The sequence below is a fragment of the Actinacidiphila alni genome (assembly GCF_900112845.1).
GTDB lineage: Bacteria > Actinomycetota > Actinomycetes > Streptomycetales > Streptomycetaceae > Actinacidiphila > Actinacidiphila alni.
The window spans coordinates 147,731-168,631 of record NZ_FONG01000001.1 but is presented as its reverse complement, the minus strand read 5'-3'; the positions used below and the strand labels follow the sequence as shown (position 1 = coordinate 168,631).

17 protein-coding genes and 1 pseudogene are annotated in these 20,901 nt (G+C 72.7%); 4 read left to right on the top strand and 14 right to left on the bottom strand.

The features are described 5' to 3' along the window. Positions 1-53: 53 nt before the first annotated feature. From hydA to BM076_RS00670, 4 genes are all read right to left on the bottom strand, one after another. Positions 54-1,460 (bottom strand): dihydropyrimidinase, encoded by a 1,407-nt coding sequence (gene hydA / locus BM076_RS00685; RefSeq protein ID WP_093711314.1) that lies wholly within the window; start codon positions 1,458-1,460, stop codon positions 54-56. Continuing rightward, complete coding sequence (locus tag BM076_RS00680; protein WP_093711313.1) at positions 1,457-2,791, bottom strand: aspartate aminotransferase family protein; 1,335 nt, start codon at positions 2,789-2,791, stop codon at positions 1,457-1,459. Before BM076_RS00680 ends, hydA begins: the two co-directional genes overlap by 4 nt. A 3-nt stretch (positions 2,792-2,794) precedes the next feature. After that, positions 2,795-3,637 (bottom strand): nitrilase-related carbon-nitrogen hydrolase, encoded by an 843-nt coding sequence (locus tag BM076_RS00675; RefSeq protein ID WP_093711312.1) that lies wholly within the window; start codon positions 3,635-3,637, stop codon positions 2,795-2,797. A 550-nt stretch (positions 3,638-4,187) separates the two neighbouring features. Continuing rightward, positions 4,188-5,606, bottom strand: coding sequence for a hypothetical protein (locus BM076_RS00670; protein ID WP_143120491.1), 1,419 nt, complete (start codon positions 5,604-5,606; stop codon positions 4,188-4,190). Positions 5,607-5,757: 151 nt separating this feature from the next. Here BM076_RS00670 and BM076_RS00665 point away from each other — a divergent pair, with 151 nt between their 5' ends. Both BM076_RS00665 and BM076_RS00660 read left to right on the top strand, forming a co-directional pair. Then, on the top strand, positions 5,758-6,192 hold the full coding sequence (locus BM076_RS00665; protein ID WP_177246266.1) for a MarR family winged helix-turn-helix transcriptional regulator: 435 nt from the start codon (positions 5,758-5,760) through the stop codon (positions 6,190-6,192). Between the two features lie 182 nt (positions 6,193-6,374). Beyond that, positions 6,375-6,938, top strand: a complete 564-nt coding sequence (locus BM076_RS00660) for an isochorismatase family protein (RefSeq protein ID WP_093711309.1) — start codon at positions 6,375-6,377, stop codon at positions 6,936-6,938. Positions 6,939-6,960: 22 nt separating this feature from the next. Here BM076_RS00660 and ggt read toward each other — a convergent pair whose 3' ends face one another. Then, positions 6,961-8,904: a gamma-glutamyltransferase gene (gene ggt, locus BM076_RS00655; protein ID WP_093711308.1), complete on the bottom strand. Its 1,944-nt coding sequence runs from the start codon at positions 8,902-8,904 to the stop codon at positions 6,961-6,963. Between the two features lie 109 nt (positions 8,905-9,013). On the opposite strand from ggt, the gene BM076_RS00650 reads away from it, so the two are divergent. Then, positions 9,014-9,790 carry a hypothetical protein gene (locus tag BM076_RS00650; RefSeq protein ID WP_093711307.1) on the top strand — a complete coding sequence of 259 codons (777 nt, stop codon included), beginning with the start codon at positions 9,014-9,016 and terminating at the stop codon, positions 9,788-9,790. Here BM076_RS00650 and BM076_RS00645 read toward each other — a convergent pair. The 5 genes and pseudogenes from BM076_RS00645 to BM076_RS00625 form a co-directional block, all read right to left on the bottom strand. After that, a complete protein-coding gene (locus tag BM076_RS00645; protein WP_093711306.1) occupies positions 9,759-10,511 on the bottom strand; it encodes a ZIP family metal transporter in 753 nt (250 codons plus the stop codon). The genes BM076_RS00650 and BM076_RS00645 overlap by 32 nt on opposite strands. Positions 10,512-10,601: 90 nt before the next feature. Beyond that, positions 10,602-11,627 (bottom strand): SGNH/GDSL hydrolase family protein, encoded by a 1,026-nt coding sequence (locus tag BM076_RS00640; RefSeq protein ID WP_093711305.1) that lies wholly within the window; start codon positions 11,625-11,627, stop codon positions 10,602-10,604. A gap of 60 nt (positions 11,628-11,687) precedes the next feature. Continuing rightward, positions 11,688-12,713, bottom strand: a complete 1,026-nt coding sequence (locus tag BM076_RS00635) for a cation diffusion facilitator family transporter (RefSeq protein WP_407640607.1) — start codon at positions 12,711-12,713, stop codon at positions 11,688-11,690. 56 nt (positions 12,714-12,769) lie between these two features. Next, positions 12,770-13,760 (bottom strand): annotated as a pseudogene (gene ligD / locus BM076_RS00630) (non-homologous end-joining DNA ligase). Next, entirely contained in the window at positions 13,757-15,664 is a 1,908-nt protein-coding gene (locus BM076_RS00625; RefSeq protein ID WP_093711303.1) for a transketolase, read from the bottom strand. The pseudogene ligD and the gene BM076_RS00625 overlap by 4 nt, the downstream one beginning before the upstream one ends. Before the next feature lie 307 nt (positions 15,665-15,971). Between BM076_RS00625 and BM076_RS00620 the strand changes: the two genes are divergently transcribed. Continuing rightward, a complete protein-coding gene (locus tag BM076_RS00620; protein ID WP_093711302.1) occupies positions 15,972-17,624 on the top strand; it encodes a CocE/NonD family hydrolase in 1,653 nt (550 codons plus the stop codon). 15 nt (positions 17,625-17,639) lie between these two features. Here the strand turns inward: BM076_RS00620 and BM076_RS00615 are convergent, their stop codons facing one another. From BM076_RS00615 to BM076_RS00600, 4 genes are all read right to left on the bottom strand, one after another. Beyond that, positions 17,640-18,482, bottom strand: coding sequence for an amino acid ABC transporter permease (locus BM076_RS00615; protein WP_093711301.1), 843 nt, complete (start codon positions 18,480-18,482; stop codon positions 17,640-17,642). Next, entirely contained in the window at positions 18,479-19,123 is a 645-nt protein-coding gene (locus BM076_RS00610) for an amino acid ABC transporter permease (protein ID WP_093711300.1), read from the bottom strand. The genes BM076_RS00615 and BM076_RS00610 overlap by 4 nt, the downstream gene beginning before the upstream one ends. A gap of 27 nt (positions 19,124-19,150) precedes the next feature. Further along, positions 19,151-20,074, bottom strand: a complete 924-nt coding sequence (locus BM076_RS00605; RefSeq protein WP_093711299.1) for a glutamate ABC transporter substrate-binding protein — start codon at positions 20,072-20,074, stop codon at positions 19,151-19,153. A gap of 81 nt (positions 20,075-20,155) precedes the next feature. Further along, on the bottom strand, positions 20,156-20,899 hold the full coding sequence (locus BM076_RS00600) for an amino acid ABC transporter ATP-binding protein (protein WP_093711298.1): 744 nt from the start codon (positions 20,897-20,899) through the stop codon (positions 20,156-20,158). Between the last annotated feature and the right edge of the window lie 2 nt (positions 20,900-20,901).

Here is a 20,901-nt window from a genome sequence, read left to right as displayed (position 1 = left end):
CGTTTCCTTGGCTGCCTTCGGTCGGGCACGGGCTGGATCAGGTACTGCACGGGCTAGATCAGGTACTGGCAGATGCCGCGCGGCGTGTACTGGCCGTGTCCCGCGCGGCCCACGTACGTGCGGTTGTCGATCACCGGGACGCCGCGGGAGAGCACCGTCTCGACCCGGCCGGTGGTGCGCCGGCCCTCGTAGGCGGAGTAGTCGACGTTCATGTGATGGGTCTCGGCCGACATCACCTGCTCGGCGTGCGGGTCGTAGATCACCACGTCGGCGTCGGCGCCCGGCGCGATGGTGCCCTTGCGCGGGTAGAGGCCGAACATCCGGGCCGGGGTGGCGCAGGCGATCTCGATCCAGCGGCGGCGGCTGATCTGCCCGTCGACCACGCCCTGGTGGAGCAGGTCCATCCGGTTCTCCACGCCCGGCATGCCGTTGGGGATCTTCGAGAAGTCGCCGACGCCCATGTCCTTCTGGCCGGCGAAGCAGAACGGGCAGTGGTCGGTGGAGACCACCTGGAGGTCGTTGGTGCGCAGCCCCTGCCACAGCGCCGCCTGGTGCTCGCGGGGCCGCAGCGGTGTGCTGCACACGTACTTGGCGCCCTCGAAGCCGGGTTCGGCGAGATTGTCGGTGGACAGGAACAGATACTGCGGACAGGTCTCGCCGAAGACATTGAGGCCGAGGTCGCGGGCGGCCGTGAGTTCGGCGACGGCCTGCTGCGCCGAGACGTGCACGATGTAGAGCGGGGCGCCGGCCACGCGGGCGAGCTGGATCGCGCGGTGGGTGGCCTCGGCCTCCAACAGGGCGTGCCGGACCTCGCCGTGGTAGCGGGGGTCGGTCCGCCCGGCGGCGAGCGCCTGCTGCACCAGGACGTCGATGGCGATGCCGTTCTCGGCGTGCATCATCGTCAGGCCGCCGTTGGCCGCCGCGCGCTGCATGGCGCGCAGGATCTTCCCGTCGTCGCTGTAGAAGACGCCCGGGTAGGCCATGAACATCTTGAAGCTGGTCACGCCCTCCTCGACGAGGACGTCCATCTCCTTGAGGGTGTTGTCGGTGACGTCGGAGACGATCATGTGGAAGCCGTAGTCGATGGCGCACTGCGCGTCGGCCTTGGCGTGCCAGGTGTCCAGGCCCGAGCGCAGCGAGCCGCCGACGCTCTGGATGGCGAAGTCCACGATGGTCGTGGTGCCGCCCCAGGCGGCGGCGCGGGTGCCGGTCTCGAAGGTGTCGGAGGCGGTGGTGCCGCCGAACGGCATCTCCATGTGGGTGTGGCCGTCGACGCCGCCCGGGATGACGTACTTGTTCGTGGCGTCGATGACGGTGTCGGCGCTCCAGCCGGCCGCCGCGTCGCTGTCGTGCGCGGCGAGTGCCGCGATCCGGCCGCCCTCGATGAGGACGTCGGCGTGCATCTCGTCGGCCGCGGTGATGACGAGGCCGCCGCGGACGACCGTGCGTGTCGTGGTCACTGCGCGGTCCCTCCTTCCAGTTCGGCCTGGGCCTGCTTGAGCGCCGCCTCCAGCGCCTCGGCGCCTTCCTCGGCCTCGGCGACGGTCAGCGACAGCGGCGGTGCGATCCGCAGGACGTTGCCCGCCAGGCCGCCCTTGCCGATCAGCAGGCCGTGCTCGCGGGCCGCTTCCAGTACGGCGGAGGCCGCGGCGGCCGACGGGGTGTCGGTGCCCGGCTCGACGAGTTCGACACCGAGCATCAGGCCGCGTCCGCGCACCTCGCGGACGATGCCGAGACCGGCGGTGATGGCGGTGAGCCGGGACTTGAGCAGGCCGCCGACGCGGCGGGCGTTGCCCTGGAGGTCGTGGTCGATCAGATAGCCGAGGTTGGCGAGCGCCGCGGCGGTGGTGATCGGGCTGCCGCCGAAGGTGGAGATGGAGTTGGCGCCCAGGCAGTTCATCACCTCGGCGCGGGCCACCACACCGCCCATCGACATGCCGTTGCCGACGCCCTTGGCGAAGGTGAGGATGTCGGGGGTGCCGGAGCCGCTGTGCGCCTGCCAGCCCCAGAAATTGTCGCCGGTACGGCCCCAGCCGGTCTGCACCTCGTCGGTGATCCACAGGATGCCGTGCCGGTCGAGGACTTCCTTGAACGCGGCCAGCAGCCCGTCGGGTCCCGAGGTGAAACCGCCGACACCCTGCACGGGTTCGGCGATCAGCGCGGCGACCGTACCGTTGGCCTGGCCGAGGATGTCCTCCAGGTCCGCGACGCACGCGGCGGTGAACTGCGCGTCGGTCAGGTGCGCGTACGGCCCGCGGCTGCGCACCCCGCCGTGCACGTACAGCGTTTGCAGCGGGGACAGGCTCGTCGGCGACCAGGCGGTGTTGCCGGTGATGCCGATCGAGGTGAAGGACCGGCCGTGGTAGCTGTTGCGCAGCGCCAGCACCTGGTTGGAGCGGCGGTACGTGGTCGCCAGCAGCAGGGCCGTGTCGTTGGCCTCGGTGCCGGAGGTGGTGAAGAAGACGCGCGCGTCGGGGATGCCGGACAGCCGGGCGATCCGCTCGGCCAGTTCCACCGCCTGGCGGCTGAGGTAGAGCGTCGAGGAGTGCAGGATCTTCCCGGCCTGCTCGGTGACGGCCGCGGTCACCTCGGGCAGTGCGTGCGCGGTCATCGTGGTGAGGATGCCGCCGAAGAAGTCCAGGTAGCGGGTGCCCTCGGCGTCCCACACATGGCGGCCCTCGCCGTGCGTCAGCTCGATCGGCCGGGCGTAGTACGTGGCCAGCCAGTCGGGGGCCACCGCCAGGTGGCGGGCGTGCAGCGCGGCGTGCGCGCTCTCGGTGGCGGTCGCCATCGCTCAGCCCTCCGTGAGGTCGCCGTAGGCGTCCGGCCTGCGGTCCCGGTAGAACGCCCAGGTCTGCCGGACCTCGTCGATCAGGTCCAGGTCCAGGTCGCGGACCAGCAGCTCCTCCTTGGTGTCGGAGGCGGTGCCGTCCACGAACTGCCCGCGCGGGTCCACGAAATAGCTGGTGCCGTAGAAGTCGTTGTCGCCGTACTCCTCCTGGCCGACGCGGTTGATCGCGGCGACGAAGTACTCGTTGGCGACGGCCGCGGCGGGCTGTTCCAGCTTCCACAGGTACGCCGACAGGCCGCGGCTGGTCGCCGACGGGTTGTAGACGATCTGGGCTCCCGCCAGGCCCAGCGCGCGCCAGCCCTCCGGGAAGTGCCGGTCGTAGCAGATGTAGACGCCGATCCGGCCGACGGCGGTGTCGAAGACCGGCCAGCCGAGGTTGCCCGGCTTGAAGTAGTACTTCTCCCAGAAACCGCTGACCTGCGGGATGTGGTGCTTGCGGTACTTGCCGAGGACGGTGCCGTCGGCGTCGATCACGGCGGCGGTGTTGTAGTACACGCCGGGCTGCTCGATCTCGAAGACGGGCACCACGATGACCATGCCGGTCTCGCGGGCCAGCGCCCGCATCCGCTGGACGGTCGGGCCGTCCGGCACCGGTTCCGCCCAGCGGTAGAGCTCGGATTCCTGGACCTGGCAGAAGTAGGGGGCGTTGAACACCTCCTGGAAGCCGATCACCTTCGCGCCCTGCGCGGCGGCGGCGCGAGCGTGTTCCTCGTGCTTCGCGATCATCGATTCCGTATCGCCGGTCCAGGTGGCCTGGACCAGTGCGGCACGCACGACATTGCTCATGATCAGCTCCTCTGACGCGGCAGCTTCACGTCGGCCGCTTTTCGTTCTACGCACGTAGATTCCGGCCGTGGGAAGAACGTAGAAGCGGGGTACCCACTGTGGCAAGGGTGGTGCCGTTACCGGCGGAAGACGATCACATTTCGCTCCCCGGGTACCCCATTCGGCCCCTCTCGGGGCCGATCTCTCCACCCGCACGCGCGGGGGGCGTTCCCCTCCTGCGGAGGGGCGTGCCGATTCGCCTGCCGGCGAGTGAGGTCCTTGGGGGGGCGCGGGGCCGCGCGCTGCGCCGGCGGAAGTGGGTGCCCGACAGGGGCGCGGGGAACTGCGCGCTCAGCCCCCACCGGCCCGGTGGTCGCAAAAACAACAGCGTCTGCCCCGCTGGGGGCGGTCTTTGACCCGCACCCCGCGCGGGCTGAGCGCGCAGTTCCCCGCGCCCCTGAGGGTTGCCGTCCCTCCGCAGGAGGGAACCGTCCTCCGCGGCGGGCGGGCAGCGGGGCGCGTCCGGAACGGCCTCGCTCGCCGTCGGGCGGGAAGGCGCCCCCGCAGGGGGCTAGCGGTCGGGGAGGGAGGAGCGGCGGAGGGCCGCGGCGATGTCACGCTGACGAGAGCGGGAGACGGCCTCGGCGGCGGCGAGGAGCGGCTGGGCGAGGCCCGGCCGGGCCTTGACGACGGCGACGGCCTCCTCGGGAGGCCGCACCCGGACCAGCGCCCCCAAAAGCTCGGCCACCTCCTCGTGGCAGCCCGCCGCGGTGAGCGCCCCGGCGATCATCGCGAGGTCGGCGGGCGGCCGGGACGCCGCCTGGTGCAGCAGCGTGCGGCAGTCGTCGGCGCGCCCGGCGGCGGCGAGCTCCGTCGCGGCGGCGGCCAGCGGATCGGCCGGCAGCGTCGCGACCTCCCACAGCAGCGTGGCCACGTCGGCGGCCAGCTCGGACCGCTCCAACTCCCGTACGAGATACGGCAGCGCGGCGGCCGGCCCGTTGGCCGCCTCGCTCAGGAAGACGTAGGCGGCCCCGCTCTGCCCGGTGCGCCGCAGATCGCCGAGGCGCGCGGCGTCCTGCCGGGCCTGGGCCCGTCGGCCCGGGTCGAGGGGCAGTTCGGGCACCGAGGGGCGGCCCCGCTCGGGAGCGCCCGCGAAGCGCGCGCCGCGCGGCGCGGGTCCGGCGTCCGCGGGAAGCCCGGGCTCGGGCGCCGCCGCGGTCTCCTGGAAGACCCCGGCGAAGCGGGCGCCGCGCAGCCGGGCGAAGCCCCTGCCGCGGCCGGACCGCGACGCCGCCGCGTCCTCGGCGCCGTCACCGGTGTCGGCGTCCTCGCGCGCCCAGGAGGCGCTGCGCGCGGGCCGGGCCGCGCCCGTACCGGCGTCGTCCATGCGCGGGCGCGGCGCCGGGACGCGCGGCACCGCGCCGCCCGCGCCCTCCCCGGCGAACTGCGGCGGCTGCCGGAACCACTCGTCCGCCGACGGAGCCGTGAAAGCCGCGAGCCGGGCCCGGATCTCGTCGCAGCGGGCCGCGGCCCGCTCCCGGTCGTCGCGCGCCCAGGCGAGGATGTTGGCGAGCCGGGCCACGGCGGGGTTGGCCGGGTCGGCGCCGGTCCTGTCGAGCGCGCGGGTCGCCTCCCGCTCGCGCAGCAGCGCGGTCTCGCGGGCCCGCGAGGTGGCGTCGAGCCGGTTCCGCAGCGCGTTCTCCGCGCCCGGGGCGGAGTCCTGGTCGGCGACGGCCGCGCGGTGCAGGGTGCGGGCGCGGCCGGCCTCCGCGTCGTCGAGCGGCGCGCCCGCGGCGGCCGCCAGATCGTGCAGGACGGCGCTGACGACGTCCCACGGCGGCACATCCGTACCGTCCTCATAGGCGCGCGCCGCGCCTGGCTCGCGTTCGGTGAATACGCGGTACCAGCCGGCGTGGTCGCCGAGCGCCACCACCATCGACCGGAAGTAAAACGCGAACTCCGCTGCCGCACCGGCCGGTTCCGTCGTCACCACACCCTCACGTCCTCCGCCGCCGCGCCGCCGTCCGGTGGGCATTCGACACCCGGAGTGTTACGGCGCTGCTACGAAGAGTTTTCCCCACGCGGAACGATTTCGGCAGGCAAACTTGCAAGTTTTCCCGCGGCCGTTTTACGGTGCAAGGGTGCCCACCGACGATCAGGCGCGTGCCGCCGACGAGCTGACGGATGTGATCGCGCGGTTCCACCGCAGGTTGCGGGCCGCGTCGGCGGCGGCGGAGGACGAGTTGACGCCCTCGCAGGTGTCGGTGGTGGCACGGCTCGGCCGGGACGGACCGGCGACGACGGCCGCGCTGGCGCGCGCGGAGATCGTCCGGCCGCAGTCGATGCGGACGACGCTCGCCGCGCTGGAGGAGCGCGGGCTCGTGGACCGGCGCCCGCACCCCACCGACGGCCGCCAGGTCGTCTTCTCGCTCACCGAGCAGGGCGCGCTGCTGCGCGGTACGGGCCGCAGGGCGCGCCGCGGCTGGCTGGCCGAGGCGATCGAGGCCGAGCTGTCCCCCGCGGACCAGCGCCGCCTTGCCGAGGCGCTTCCCGTACTCCGGCGCCTGGTCCCGTGACCCGTCGCCCGCGGCGGGCACCCCGGACCGGCCGCCTCACGGCCCCGGTACATCCGCACGGACACCGGCAAGCTTGCCGGGAAAGGGCCCCGCAGGCCCGGGCCCCGGCACCCCACGACCATCCCCACCCCGCGGCGCACGCCGCACCGAAGCACCGAAATGCCGGCACAAGGAGTTCCCGCATGACCGCCACCACTCTCGACCCGCGGACCGCACTCGTCGTCATCGACCTCCAGCGGGGCATCGTCGCGCTGCCCACCGCGCACCCCGCGCAGGAGGTCGTGGCGCGCAGTGCGAAGCTGGCCGCGGCCTTCCGGGAGCGGGGGCTGCCGGTGGTGCTGGTGAATGTGGCGGGGGTCGCGCCCGGGCGCAACGAGGGCCCGGCGATAAGCGGTTCGCTGCCCGCCGACTGGGCGGTGCTGGTGGACGGGCTCGACGCGCGGGACAGCGACATCAGGATCACCAAGCACCAGTGGGGCGCCTTCAACGGCACCGCGCTGGACATGGAGCTGCGCCGCCGCGGTGTCACCCAGATCGTGCTGGCCGGCATCTCGACGAGCATCGGCGTCGAGTCGACCGCGCGTACCGCGCACGAGCTGGGCTACCACGTCACCGTGGCCACCGACGCGGTGACCGACACCGACGCCGAGTCGCACACGCACTCGGTCACCAAGATCTTCCCGCGCCTGGCGGAGACCGGCAGCACCGACGAGATCCTCGCGCTGCTGCCGGCCGCCGCCGTCTGAACGCCCCCTGGAACGGGCCCGGTTACCGGGCGGGCCGCACCACGAGTGCGGACCCGCCACCGCGCCGTACGGGTTCGGCGGCGGCCAGCCAGCGGCCGTCCGGCAGCCGTTGCACACCGGTCGCCGCGCCGATCTCCGGATTCTGGGTGAACGTCTCGCCGAGCGCTTCCAGTTGGGCCCTCAGCGGGCTGTTCCAGAGCGCGGGTTCGAGTTCGGTGGCGGCCGCGTTGCGCTGGCTGGCGCGCGGCGCGGCGATGGCGTCCACCAACGGCAGCCCGCGGTCGATGTGTTCGGTGAGCACCTGGAGCACCGTGGTGATGATCGTCGCGCCGCCGGGCGAACCGGCCGCGAAGTCGACCTTGCCGTCCTTGAGCACGATCGTCGGGGAGATCGAGGACCGCGGCCGCTTCCCCGGGCCGGGCAGATTCGGGTCGTGCACGGCCGGGTTGGCGGGCACGAAGGAGAAGTCGGTCAGTTCGTTGTTGAGCAGGAAGCCGCGGCCGGGCACGGTGATCGCGCTGCCGCCGGTCTGCTCGATGGTGAGGGTGTAGGAGACGACGTTCCCCCACTTGTCGGCGACCGTCAGGTGCGTGGTGTTCTCGCCCTCGTAGGTGGTCGGCGCGGCCGTGCCGGTGGCGGCACAAGGGGTCGGGTGCGCCGGGTCGCCGGGCGCGAGCGGGCTGGTCAAGGTGGTGTCGTCCTTGATCAGGCAGGCCCGCGAGGCGGCGAAGCCCTTGGAGGTCAGCCCGGCGGTCGGCACCTGCTCGAAGGCCGGGTCGCCGACCCAGCGCCCCCGGTCGGCGAAGGCGATCCGGCTCGCCTCGTCGAAGTGGTGCAGATACTGCGCCTGGCTGGCGTGCGCCAAGTCGGTGTGCTCCAGGATGTTCAGCGCCTCGGCGACGGTGGTGCCGCCGGAGGACGACGGCGCGGGTCCGTACACGTCGCGGCCCCGGTACGTGGTGTGCGTCGGCGCCTGCTTCTTGGCGCGGTACGCGGCCAGGTCGGCGGTGGTGAGGTCGCCGGTGCGCACCACGCGGGTCGCGGCCGGGTCGACCGGGGGCTTGCGCACCGTCTTCACGATGTCGGCGCCGATGTCGCCGTGGTAGATCGCCCCGATCCCCTTGCGGCCCAATTCCTTGTACGTGGCCGCCAGTTGGGGATTGCGCAGGGTGGAGCCGACCGCAGGGGGCTGCCCGCCGGGCAGGAACAGCGCCGCGGTGGCGGGGAAGTCCTTGAAGCGGTCCTGGTTGGCGGCGGTCTGGGAGTTGAAGGTCGCGTCCACGGTGAAGCCGTCCCGGGCGATCCGCTCGGCGGGCTTCAGGACGTCGCCGAGCGAGCGGCTGCCCCAGGAGTCGAGCGCGGTCTGCCAGGTGGCGGCGGTGCCGGGCACGCCGACGCTGCGGCCGCTGGTGACGGCGTCGGCGAAGGCGAGCGGCTGTCCGTTCTCCACGAAGAGCTGGTCGGTGGCGCTGCGCGGGGCGGTCTCGCGGCCGTCGACGGTGAAGACCTTGTGCTGGCGCGCGCTGTAGTAGACGAAGTATCCGCCGCCGCCGATGCCGGAGGAGTACGGCTCGGTCACGCCGAGCGCGGCGGCGGTCGCGACGGCCGCGTCCACGGCGTTGCCGCCGCGGCGCAGCACCTCGATGCCGGCGGCCGAGGCGTCGGCGTCCACGCTGGCGACCGCTCCCCCGTAGCCGACGGCCAGCGGGGTCTTGCCGCCGGAGCCGGGCGGCGGGGGCGGCGGGCCGCCGTGCCCTGCGGGTGCGGCCGCGGTGACGGCGGCCACCGCGGCGGTGACGGCGAGCGCCGCGACCGCGCGTAAAGCGGCCGTACGCGACCGGGACCGGCGACGGACCGCGGGATGGGTGCGGGCCGCGGGACCGGTGCGGGCCGCGGCCCGGTCGCGGCTTCGGGCGTGCGGAGCGATGGCGGGCGCGATGTCCTCGCCTGTGCGGATGCGTCGCATTGCGGAAACCTCCACTCAACGGCCGTCCCGGAAGAGTAACGGCGTATCCGCTGTCCCGTCAGGACCGCGTGGCCCCGCGGTGGGTCGAACACCGCTACGATGCCGCGCCATGAGCGACGACCTCCGCAACCTCGTCCTGGGCCTGGTGGCCCTCGCCATCGGCGCCGCCCTGGGCTGGTTCGCGCGCACGTATCTGATACGCCGCAGACTCCAGCGCAAGCAGCGCTTCTTCGGGCTGCCGCAGGACTCCGAGTGCCTGCTGGTGGTGCCCCGCGACCCCGGCTCCCGGGGCTGGAGCCTGGCCCGGCACGACGCCTTCGCGCTGCTGGAGCTGGCGGCGGTGATCAAGGAGTGCGGGGCGCACGCCGAGGTGCTGGCGCACGACACGGCCTGGCAGGGCTTCGGGGCGCGCACCGAATTCTGCATCGGCGGACCCGCGGCGAATCTGCGGCTGGCCGCGCACCTGCGCTCGATGCTGCCGGGCGTCGAGATCGACACCGACCCGGCGCCGGGCCCCGACCAGGGCGCGATCACGGTGGGCGGCGACACGTACCGGATGGAGAAGGGCGCCGTCGAGTACGTCCTGCTGGCCCGGCTGGCCTCGGCCGGCGACTCGGGCAACGACCGTCCGGTCTTCCTCTCGGCCGGCCAGCGCGGTATCGCCAATCAGGCCGCGACCCGCTATCTGGCCAGGCACCAGACCCGGCTGGCCCGCAAGCACGGCACCGACGGCACCTTCTGCCTGCTGCTGCGCGTGGTGAATTCCCAGGCGTACGGCTCGGACGTGGTGGAACTGGTCGCCGACGTCACCAAAGCGGCCGTAACGCCCCCGAAAGCACCCAAGGGCGGGAAGGTCATTCCGCCAGACCGATCACCAGCCACATGAGCGACGCCCCGGCGACGGTGCACAGCAGGGTCGAGGTCGACGGGTGCGGGCTGTGCGCCTCCGGGAGGATGTCGGAGGTCGCCAGATAGAGCAGGAATCCCGCGAAGAAGCCGAGGTAGAGGCCGAGGACGCCGGACGGGATGGTGAAGCCGAGGGTGATCGCGGCGCCGATCACCGGGGCCAGCGCGTCGGCGCCGAGCAGCAGCCGCGCCCGCCCGTGGTCGTTCCCGTACATGCGGGTGATCGTGTACGTGTTGAAGCCGTCGGCGAAGTCGTGCGCGACGACGGCGATGGCCACGACGATGCCGACGGTGCTGCCCGCCTGGAAGGCGGCGCCGATCGCGAAGCCGTCCATCACGCTGTGGCCGACCAGTGCGGCGCCCGCGGTGAGGCCGATGCCGCGGACCGGGTCGTGGGCGTGCCCGTGGCCGTGCGCGTGCGGCGCGTACTCGCCCTCGTGGGCCCGGTGGATCGCCACGGAGCGCTCGACGATGTGCAGGGCGAGGAAGCCGGCCACGAACATCAGCAGCGCAGCGGGCACCCCGAAGATGATCCTGGCCTGCATCTCCAGCGCCTCGGGCAGCAGGTCGAAGCCGACGACGCCGAGCATGAGGCCGGCGGCGAGGCCGAGGACGAGGTGCCGGCGGTCCCCGATGCGCTGGGCGACGATCCCGCCCACCAGGGTCATCGCGAACGCGCACGCGGCTATGAGGACCGGCATGAGGTCATGATCCACGACGCCTCTCGGGCCCGCGACTCAGGGGTGCCCCTTACCGCCGGACGTGCCGGGCACCCCTTCGCCGCCGGTCCGCTACCAGTGCCAGGGGCCGCCGTGCCCGGAGCCCTGCCGCCCGTCGCCGACCGTCCGCAGCACGGCCTGCGCCATGGACTGCTCGCCCTTGGCGTTGGGGTGCGCGGGCGCGGCCGGTGACGCCGGGACCAGCGGCTCGATCCAGCGGTCGGCGGGCGCCTTGCACATGTCGTGGCCGACGGTCGGCTTGTAGGTGTCGACGTAGCGGGCCCCGTTCAGCAGCGCCTCGACGCGGAGCATCGCGTTGAGCTTCTTCTCGACGTCCCGCAGGTAGGGGAAGTCCCCGGCGGCGAAGGGCACCGAGGGGAAGCAGCCCACGCCGTCGTCGGGCAGCAGGTCCGGGTAGCCGACCACGACCACCTCGGCGCGCGGCGCCCTGCTGTGCACGGCGCGCAGCACCTGGGCGATCTTGGGGGCGGTCTTGAGGATGGTGACGGTGAGCTGGTCGACGCCGGTGGCGCGGTAGTGGTCCTTGCAGGGGGCGCCGGCCGGGTCGGTGACGCTCAGCCCGGCGCAGGTGGCGATGATCGGGCCGAAGCCGACGTCATTGCCGCCGATCTGGACGGTGACCAGGGTGGTGTCGCGGTGCACGGCGTCGAGCTGCGGGCCGTTGGTGCCCTGCGGCTTCCACATCTCGGCGGTGGTGGCGCCGCTGCAGCTCGCGTCGGTGAAGGACGCGAAGTGGTCGGTCCTGTTCACCAGCGACGGGTAATTGTTGTCCGAGCGCGCGCAGATGGCGTCGACCTGGGTCGGGATGACCGGGCCCGCGGTGTAGGAGTCGCCGAGCGCGACGTAGTGCGCCGCCGGGGCGTGGCCGCCGTGCCCGCCGCCGGGGCCGGACGGGCGGCCGGAGTGGGCCGCCGCGGGGGTCACGGCGGCGGCGGTCAGCGCGAGGGCGCCGCCGAGCGCCGCGGCCACGGTGACGGCGGTGCGCCGGCCGGACGGCCCGACCCGTACCCCGCCCGTGCCCGCGCCCTTCGCGTCGTGCGCGGCGCTGTCGTTCGCCTTGTCCTGGCCTGCGGCCATCGGGCCCTCCCCTGATGTCGTCGTTGACGATGATCAGGCTCGGGTGTGACACGACCGCTGTCAATCCTCCGGGCGCTGCCGTCTTGCCCTGACTTCACGTTCCGTTCGCGCGTCGGTGATGTCCAGGAAGACCCGGTCGGCGGTCGGCCACTTGTCGTGGATGTCGTGCCGGATCCGAAGGCTGACCTCTTCCACGCGCTCACTGTCCAGGCCGCCCACCAGGTCGATCCGGGCGGCGACGAGCGTGGAGTCCAGGCCGAGCCGCATCGTGAGCAGTTCCTCGACCGTGTCGATCTCGGGCTGCCGGGCGAGCAGTTCCCGGATGCCGTCACTGAGTTCGGAGTCCACCGAGACGCCGATGAGCTGCTGGTGCGCGCTGCGGCCGAGGCCGAAGGCCACCACCATCAGCAGCACGCCGATCGCCATCGAGGCGACGGCCTCGCCGACGGGGCTGCCCGTGGTCATGTGCAGCACCATGCCGCCGGCCGCGAGCAGGACGCCGATCACGGCGGTGCCGTCCTCGGCGAGCACCGTGCGCAGCGCCGGGTCGCTCGCGCCCTCCTCCGAACGGCGGGCCTGCACCACGGCCCTGAGCAGCGAGGCGCCCTCGGCGAGCAGCGCGATCAGCAGCACGGCAAGGCCGGCCACGTATCCGCTGCGGGTCTCGTCCTCGGAGCCGCCGAGCGCGTGCACGCCCTGGTAGAAGGAGAAGCAGCCGCCGAGCACGAAGATGCCGACGGCGGCGAGCAGCGACCAGAAGTAGCGCTCCTTGCCGTAGCCGAAGGGGTGGTCGCTGTCGGGTGCGCGGCGGCTGCGGCGCAGCGAGAGCAGCAGGAAGACCTCGTTGAGGCTGTCGGCCACCGAGTGGGCGGCCTCCGACAGCAGCGCGGGCGAGCCGGAGAACAGGCCCGCGGCCGTCTTGGCGGCGGCGATCAGCAGATTGGCGCCGAGCGCGACGAGGACGGCGCTCCTGGTGCCCTCGTCCCGCCCACCGCCGGTTCCGCCGCCCTGACCACCGTCCTGGCCGCCGCCCTGATCACTGTCTTGGCCGCCGTCCTGGCCGCTACTGTCCTGACCTTCGTCCACGCCGTCGTCGTAGCCCTTCTCCGCCTCCGCGGTCCATTCCCGCTCGTCCGTCGCCATCAGCGCTCCAGGGCGCGCAGCCGGCGCCTGGCCGGGCCGAGCGAGCGGCCCCGGCTCGGCAGCAGTCCGGCCCACGGGTCGCTCTTGGCGTGCTCGACGGCGTCGGCGAGCGTCCATTGGCGGGCGGTCGCCTTCGGGTCGTCCAGGACGTCGCGGGCCACCGGCACCGCGACGGGCGCGCCGGGCAACGGCCGTACGGAGTAGGGCGCGACGGCGGTCTGCGCGTAGCCGTTGCGCATGACGTCCAGGTAGAGCCGGTCGCCGCGGTCGGCCTTGCGCGGCTCGGTGGTCAGCTCGTCGGGGTGCCGGGCGGCCAGCAGGTCGGCGGCCTCCCGGGGCGAAGTCCCGTACGTCGTCGGCGTCGGCGCGGCAGTCGAGCGGGACGATCAGGTGCAGGCCGCGCGAGCCGGTGGTCATCGGCGCCCACGGCAGCCGCAGTTGGTCCAGCAGGTCGCCGAGCCGGCGCGCGGCCCGGCGTACCGCCGCGAAGTCGGCTGCCGCGTCCCCGGCGCTCTCCGCCGGGTCGAGGTCGAAGACCAGCCGGTCGGGGCGGCGCGGCAGGTCGGTCCTGGCGAGCCAGCGGTGCAGCGTGACGCAGCCCTGTCCCGCCAGGTAGACCAGCGTGTCGGCGCCCGCGGCCAGTACGTGCGTCACCGTGCCGCCCTCCTTGTCCACCTCGGCCCTGCGCACCCAGTCGGGGAAGTGCTCGGGCACGTTCTTGCGCATGATCCGCGGGCCGTCGACGCCGTCGGGGTGGAGTTCCAGCGTCAGCGGCCGGTCGCGCAGTTCGGGCAGCATCCAGGGCGCGATGTCGCGGTAGTACGCGGCGAGGTCCGCCTTGGTGACGGCGGGCAGCGCGCCGTGCGCCGGGAACAGCACCTTGTCGGCGCGCGTGATCTCCACCTCGCGCCGCCCGCCCGTGGCCGTCGCCGCGCCGATCCGCCCCTGGTCGCCGCTCCGGCCCTCGTCGGCCGGCCGCCGCTCGCTCATCCGTTGCCGATCAGGGTGCGGGCCGCCGCCACGACGGAGTCGGCGTCGATGCCGGCCGCCGCCAACTGCTCGGCGGAGGTGGCGGACCCGGGCATGGAGTGCACCGCGAGGCGGGTGAGCCGCGGCATGGGGTGGCCGTTGCCGAAGGACTCCAGGACCGCGTCGGCGAGCCCGCCCTCGGGGTGGTGGTCCTCGACGGTGACGAAGCGGCCGGTCTCCTGCGCGGCCCGGCGCAGCGCCTGGGTGTCGACGGGCTTGACCGAGTACAGGTCGATCACCCGGGCCCGGATGCCCTCGTCGGCCAGCCGGTCGGCCGCGGTCAGCGCCTGGTGCAGGGTGACGCCCGCGGCGATCAGGGTCACCTGGTCGTCGGGGTGCGAGCGCAGCGTCTTGCTGCCGCCGACCGGGAAGTCCTCCTCGGGCCCGTAGATCACCGGAGTGTCGCCGCGGGTGGTGCGCAGATAGCCGATGCCCGGCCGGTCGGCGAGCGCCGCGACGAGCTTGGCGGTCTGGTTGGCGTCGCAGGGGTAGAGCACCGTGGTGCCGTGGATCGCGCGCATCATCGCCAGGTCCTCCAGCGCCATCTGCGAGGGCCCGTCCTCGCCGATGGCGACGCCGGCGTGCGAGCCGACGACCTTGATGCCGGAGCGGCTGATCGCGGCCATCCGCAGGAAGTCGTGCGCGCGGGTCAGGAAGGCGGCGAAGGTGCAGGCGTACGGGGTCCAGCCGCGTACGTCCAGGCCGACGGCGGTGCCGATGAGCTGCTGCTCGGCGATGTAGCACTCGATGTACCGCTCGGGGTGCTCCTTGCTGAACAGTTCGGCCTTGGTGGAATCGCCGACCTCGCCGTCCAGGACGACGACGTCGCCGCGCCGGCTGCCGAGCGCGGCCAGTGCCTCGCCGAAGGCGGTACGGGTGGCCACGTCCTCGCCCGGCGGGTAGTCGGGCAGGGGCGCGTCCGGCCGCTCGTCCAGCTCCGGCTCCTGGGCGTCCGGCGGGCGGCGTACGTGCACCCGCGAGGAGCGGACGCCGCCGAGTTCGCGGATCGCGGCCTCGGCGTCGGGCAGCGGTTTGCCGTGCATGCCCTCGCGGTCCTCGACGGCGGCGACCCCGCGGCCCTTGCGGGTCCTGGCGATGATGGCGGTGGGTGCGCCGCGGGTGGTGCGGGCGGTGGCCATCGCCTCGTCCACGGCGTCGATGTCGTGGCCGTCCACCTCGACGGTGTGCCAGCCGAAGGCGCGGATCCGGCGGGCGTAGGCGCCCAGGTCCCAGCCGTGCCGGGTGGGGCCGCGCTGGCCGAGCCGGTTGATGTCGAGGATCGCGGTGAGATTGTCGAGTCCTTCGATGCCCGCCTGCTCGAACGCCTCCCAGACCGAGCCCTCGGCGAGTTCGCTGTCGCCGCACAGCACCCAGGTGCGGTACGGCAGGTGTTCGAGCCGTTTGGCGGACAGGGCGACGCCGACGCCGATCGGCAGGCCCTGGCCGAGCGAGCCGGTGGCCACGTCTACCCACGGCAGCCGGGGCGTGGGGTGGCCCTCCAGACGGCTGCCGAGCGTGCGGAAGGTCAGCAGTTCCTCGTCGTCGATGGCGCCCGCGGCCTTGTAGGCGGCGTAGAGCAGCGGCGAGGCGTGGCCCTTGGACAGGATCAGGTGGTCGTTGCCGGGGTGGCCCGGCCGGTCGAAGTCGTAGCGCAGATGGCGGGCGAGCAGGACGGCCATCAGGTCGGCGGCGGACATCGACGAGGTGGGGTGGCCGGAGCCGGCGGCGTCGGCGGCGCGGACCGCGTCGACCCGGAGCTGCTGTCCCAGCTCGGCGATCTCGGCGTCGCTCGGACCGGGCGCCGACGGGTCGGCGGGCCGGGTCCCGGCGGATGTGCCGGCGGACGTACGGACGGTGTCGTTCATCGGGGCGTCTCTCCCTTCGTGGCGGGGCCACCGCGGGCGACGGCAGCGGGGAGCCGGTGCGGCGGACGGGCCGCCGCGGGGGCGCGATGCCTCCGCTCCCCGCGCGCGTGCTTCCGTACGGCTCCCACGCCGTGCGGCTGCCCGGACGAGGGGCGGACAAACAGGGCGGCGGCCGGCGGCGCGGTCCGCGGTGGTCGTGGCCTCCCCCGCAATCGTTACCCGTGCGTAACACGCACGCACGTTACCTTCGGTAAGGCCGCGTGGTTACTCTCCAGTCACTTTGCATCCGGCGTGTCAGGAGCAGTCCATGAGAGCAACCACAGCGGGTGTCGTCGGCGCGGCTCTGCTCGCCTCCACGGCCCTCGGCCTCGCCCCCTCGGCCACCGCCGCACCCGCACCCGCACCCGCCGCCCCCGCCTCGGCCGCGTACGCCGCCGCCCCGGCCGCCGCCCCGACGCTGCGCTTCGTCGACATCCCCGGCTCGGGCGGCATCACCCTCAAGGCGAACGTCTACACCCCCGCCGGCTACGACGGCTCGCAGCGCTACCCGGTCGTCGTGCTGCCCAGCAGCTGGGCGATCAACGACCTGGAGTACCTGGCCCAGGAGAAGCTGCTCGCCGACTCCGGCTATGTGGTGGTCAGTTACACCAGCCGCGGCTTCTGGCTGTCCGGCGGCGAGATCGAGACCGCGGGCCCGCCGGACGTCGCCGACGTGTCCGAGGTGATCGACTGGACGCTCGCCAACACCCCGGCCGACCCGGACCGGATCGGCATGGCCGGCGTCTCGTACGGGGCCGGCATCTCGCTGCTGGGCGCCGCGCACGACCCGCGGATCAAGGCGGTGGCCGCGCTCAGCGGCTGGGCCGACCTGGTCGAGTCGATCTACCAGGGCCGCACCCCGCACCTCCAGGCCGCCGCGCTGCTCGGCGGCGCCGCCTATCTGACCGGCCGCCCCAGCGCCGAACTCCAGTCGATCCTGAGCAATTTCCTCAGCGCCAACCTGGCCAACGAGGACACCATGATCGCCTGGGGCAGGCTGCGCTCGCCGCTCACCTATGTGGACCAGCTCAACGCCCACCACACCGCGGTGATGCTCGCCAACGCGTGGGGCGACAGCCTCTTCCCGCCCAATCAGTACGCCGACTTCTACGAGAAGCTGACCGGCCCCAAACGGCTGGAATTCCGCCCGGGCGACCACGCGACCGCCGAGGCCACCGGTCTGCTGGGGCTGCCCAACGACACCTGGACCGACGCCCGCGCCTGGCTCGACCACTACCTCAAGGGCAGCGACAACGGCATCGACCGGCAGCCCCCGGTCCAGCTCAAGTCCCGCTCCACCGGCGCCTACGAGGGGTACGCGGACTGGTCGGCGGTGCCGTCGAGGACCGAGAAGCTGGCGCTGGGCGCCAAGGGCCTGCGCACCGGGGCGCTCGGCGGCGACGCGGGCTCCGGCTGGCGCACCACGATCGGCACCGGCGCGGACTCCGGCGCGGACGGCGGGGTGATCTTCCTGTCCAGCCTGCTCGACCAGTTCGCCAAGGCGCCGCCCACCGCCTCGATCCCGCTGCTGCCGCGCGCCTTCGCCGGGGTGTGGCAGTCGCAGCCGTACGCCACCGCCCGCCATGTGCGCGGCACCGCGGTGCTGCACACCACGCTCACCCCGTCGGCGGCCAACGGCACGGTGATCGCCTACCTCTACGACGTGGACGCGCTCGGCACCGGCAAGCTGGTCGCGCACGCGCCGTACACCTGGATCGGGAAGACACCGGGCAAGGCGTTCGGCACCGACATCGCGCTCCAGGCGACGGCGTACGACGTACCGGCCGGGCACCGGCTCGCGCTGGTCGTGGACACCGCCGACCCGCTCTACATCGGGGAGAACCCGGCCTTCGCGACGGTGACCTTCTCCTCCCCCGCCGCCGATCCCTCGACGCTGTCGGTGCCGCTGCGGGACGAGTGATCCACTGGGAAAAGCCTAGATCTCCTGCGGTGTGTCGACCGTGACCGGCGTGTCCTTCACCTTGGGGCTGCGCCGTTCACGGCCCGCCAGCCAGTTGGCGAACCACGACAGCAGCATGCACATGCCGATGTAGATCGGCGCGATCACCATCACGACCGGGATGAAGGGCAGGTCGTAGTCGAGATTGGTGGCGATCAGCTTGCCCGCGTAGAGGAACTCCTCGTAGGTGATCAGGTAGCCGAGCGAGGTGTCCTTCAGGGCCACCACGAGTTGGCTGACGATCGCGGGCAGCATCGCGCGGGCCGCCTGCGGCACCAGCACCTGCGCCATCACCTGCGTCTTGCGCATGCCGAGCGCGAAGGCGGCCTCGCCCTGGCCGCGCGGCACCGCGTTGACACCGGAGCGGAAGACCTCGGCGAGCACCGAGCCGTTGTAGAGGGTGAGCCCGATGACCAGGGCCGTCATCGGCTCCAGCTTGAGGGCGATGAAGATGAAGAAGATCATCACCAGCAGTGGCATGGCCCGGAAGAACTCCACGACCAGGGTGCTGAACCAGCGCACCACCCGGTGGTCGGACAGCCGTCCCGCGGCGAAGACCGCGCCGAACACCAGGGACAGCGCCGCCGCCCAGCCGAACGCCTTGAGCGTGTTGCCCAGGCCCCGCAGCAGCAGCCGCTGGATGCCCTCGTATTCGAACGGCCGCCATTTCACGGCCGCGAACTGGCCGGTGTCCACCAGCTTCCAGACGATCAGGCCGACCAGCGCGGCCAGCACCGCCGTGGTGATCCAGGCGTACAGCCGGTGCCTGGCTAGCGCCTTGGGCCCCGGGATGTCGTACAGCGCGCTGCTGCCGCTCATCGGGCGACCCCCAGCTTCCGCTCCAGCAGATTGAAGACGGCGCTGATCGTGAGCGTGACGATCAGATAGCCGACGGCGATCCAGACGAAGGTCCACACGATGCTGTAGCCCAGTTCGTTGAGCGGTTTGTACGTGCCCAGCAGTTCGGTGACCGAGAAGGAGCCGGCGATCGCGGAGTTCTTGGCGAGCGCGATCAGTGTGGAGCCGATCGGCGAGATCACCGAGCGGGCCGCCTGCGGCAGCACCACCAGACTCAGCGTCTGGGTGAAGGTCATGCCGAGGCTGCGGGCCGCCTCGCCCTGACCCAGCGGCACGGTGTTGATACCGGCCCTGACCGCCTCGCAGATGAACGCCGAGGTGTACGCGCCGAGCGCCAGCACCGCGAAGACCCGGAAGGGCAGCACCACGCCGAAGCGCGGCAGGCCGAGCAGCACCGCGAAGAACAGCAGCGTCAGCGGGGTGTTGCGCAGCACCGTCACCCACGCGGTGCCGAAGGCGCGCAGCGCCTTGACCGGCGACACCCGGAAACCGGCGATGATCACCCCCACCACGAGCGAGAGCGCCCCGGCGAGCAGGGTCAGCTGCACCGTGCCCCACAGCCCCTTGGCGAAGAGCGAGAAATTGTCGGACAGCACATTCATCGGCGTCGGGCCCCTTTCAGTGCCGGGTCAGTACCGGTCGACGGGCGGCGGGGCGGGCGCGGGCACCCCGGACAGGCCGAGCGTCGCCTGATACGCCTTCTTCCAGTCGCCGTTGCGCACGTGCGTCTCGATCGCGTCGTCCAGCGCGTTGCGCAGCGCCGTGTCGCCCTTGGCCAGCCCGATGCCGTACGGCTCCTTCGAGAAGGGCTTGCCGACCACCTTCATCTCGTCCGGGGCCTTGGCCGCGTAGCCCAGCAGGATCGAGTCGTCGGTGGTGACCGCGTCGACCTGATAGGTCAGCAGATTGTCCACGCACACCGAGTACGTGTCGTACGTGACCGGCGTCGCGTCCGGGTAGTCCTTCTCGATCCGCTGGATCGGGGTGGAACCGGCCGCCGAGCAGACCTTCTTGCCGTCCAGGTCCTGCGGGCCGTTGATGTCCTTCTCGTCCTTGCGCACCAGCAGTCCCTGCCCGGCCATGTAGTACGGCCCGGCGAAGCCGACCTGCTTCTTGCGCAGGTCGTTGATGGTGTACGTGCCGACGTAGTAGTCGATCTGACCGTTGCTCAGCGCGGTCTCGCGGTTGGCGGAGGCGATCGGCTTGTACTGGATGCGGTCCGCGCCGAAGCCCAGCGAGGCGGCCATCATCCGGGCGATCTCGATGTCGAAACCGGAGTACGTACCGGTGGCCGGATCGCGCTCGCCCAGATACGGCTGGTCGTCCTTGACGCCGACCACGACCTTGCCGCGCCGGTGCGCGGCGCTCCAGGTGCGGGAGGCGGGCAGCGCGAAGTCGCGCATCACCTGATACGTCGGCAGGTCGTCCGAGCGCGGTCCCTTGGCGGGCGGGCTGCCCTGCTTGCCGCAGCCGGTCAGGCCGGCGAGTGCGGTGAGCACGGCGACCGCGGCCAGGCAGACCGGCGTGACGAGCCGGATGGAGCGTCGTCGCATGGCGGTCCCGGTGCTGGTCAGTGGTGCGGGTCGGTGCTGGGGGCGGTGGCGCGGGTCAGTGGTGCAGGTCAGCGGTGCACGTCAGTGGTGCAGGATCTTGGAGAGGAAGTCCTTGGCTCGCTCGCTCTCGGGCGCGGTGAAGAACTCCTCGGGCACCCGGTCCTCGATGATCCGGCCGTCGGCCATGAAGACCACCCGGTGCGCGGCGGAGCGGGCGAAGCCCATCTCGTGGGTGACCACGACCATGGTCATGCCCTCCTCGGCGAGCTGCCGCATCACCTCCAGCACCTCGTTGATCATCTCGGGGTCGAGTGCGGAGGTCGGCTCGTCGAAGAGCATCGCCTTGGGGTTCATCGCCAGCGCGCGGGCGATGGCGACCCGCTGCTGCTGGCCGCCGGACAGCTGTGCCGGGTACTTGTCGGCGTGCGCCACCAGCCCGACCCGCTCCAGCAGTTCACGGGCGTGCCGCTCGGACTCGGCCTTGCCCCGGCCCCGCACCTTGACCGGTGCGAGCATCACGTTCTGCAGCACGGTCTTGTGCGCGAAGAGGTTGAAGGACTGGAAGACCATGCCGACGTCGGCGCGCAGCCGGGCCAGCGCGCGGCCCTCGGCGGGCAGCGGCTCGCCGTCGATGGTGATGGTGCCCGACTCGACCGGCTCCAGCCGGTTGATGGCCCGGCACAGGGTGGACTTGCCGGAGCCCGAGGGGCCGATGACGACCACGACCTCGCCGCGGCCGATGGTCAGCTCGATGTCCTTGAGCACATGCAGCTGACCGAAGTGCTTGTTGACCCCGCTGAGGACGATCAGTGGTTCCCTGGCCATCC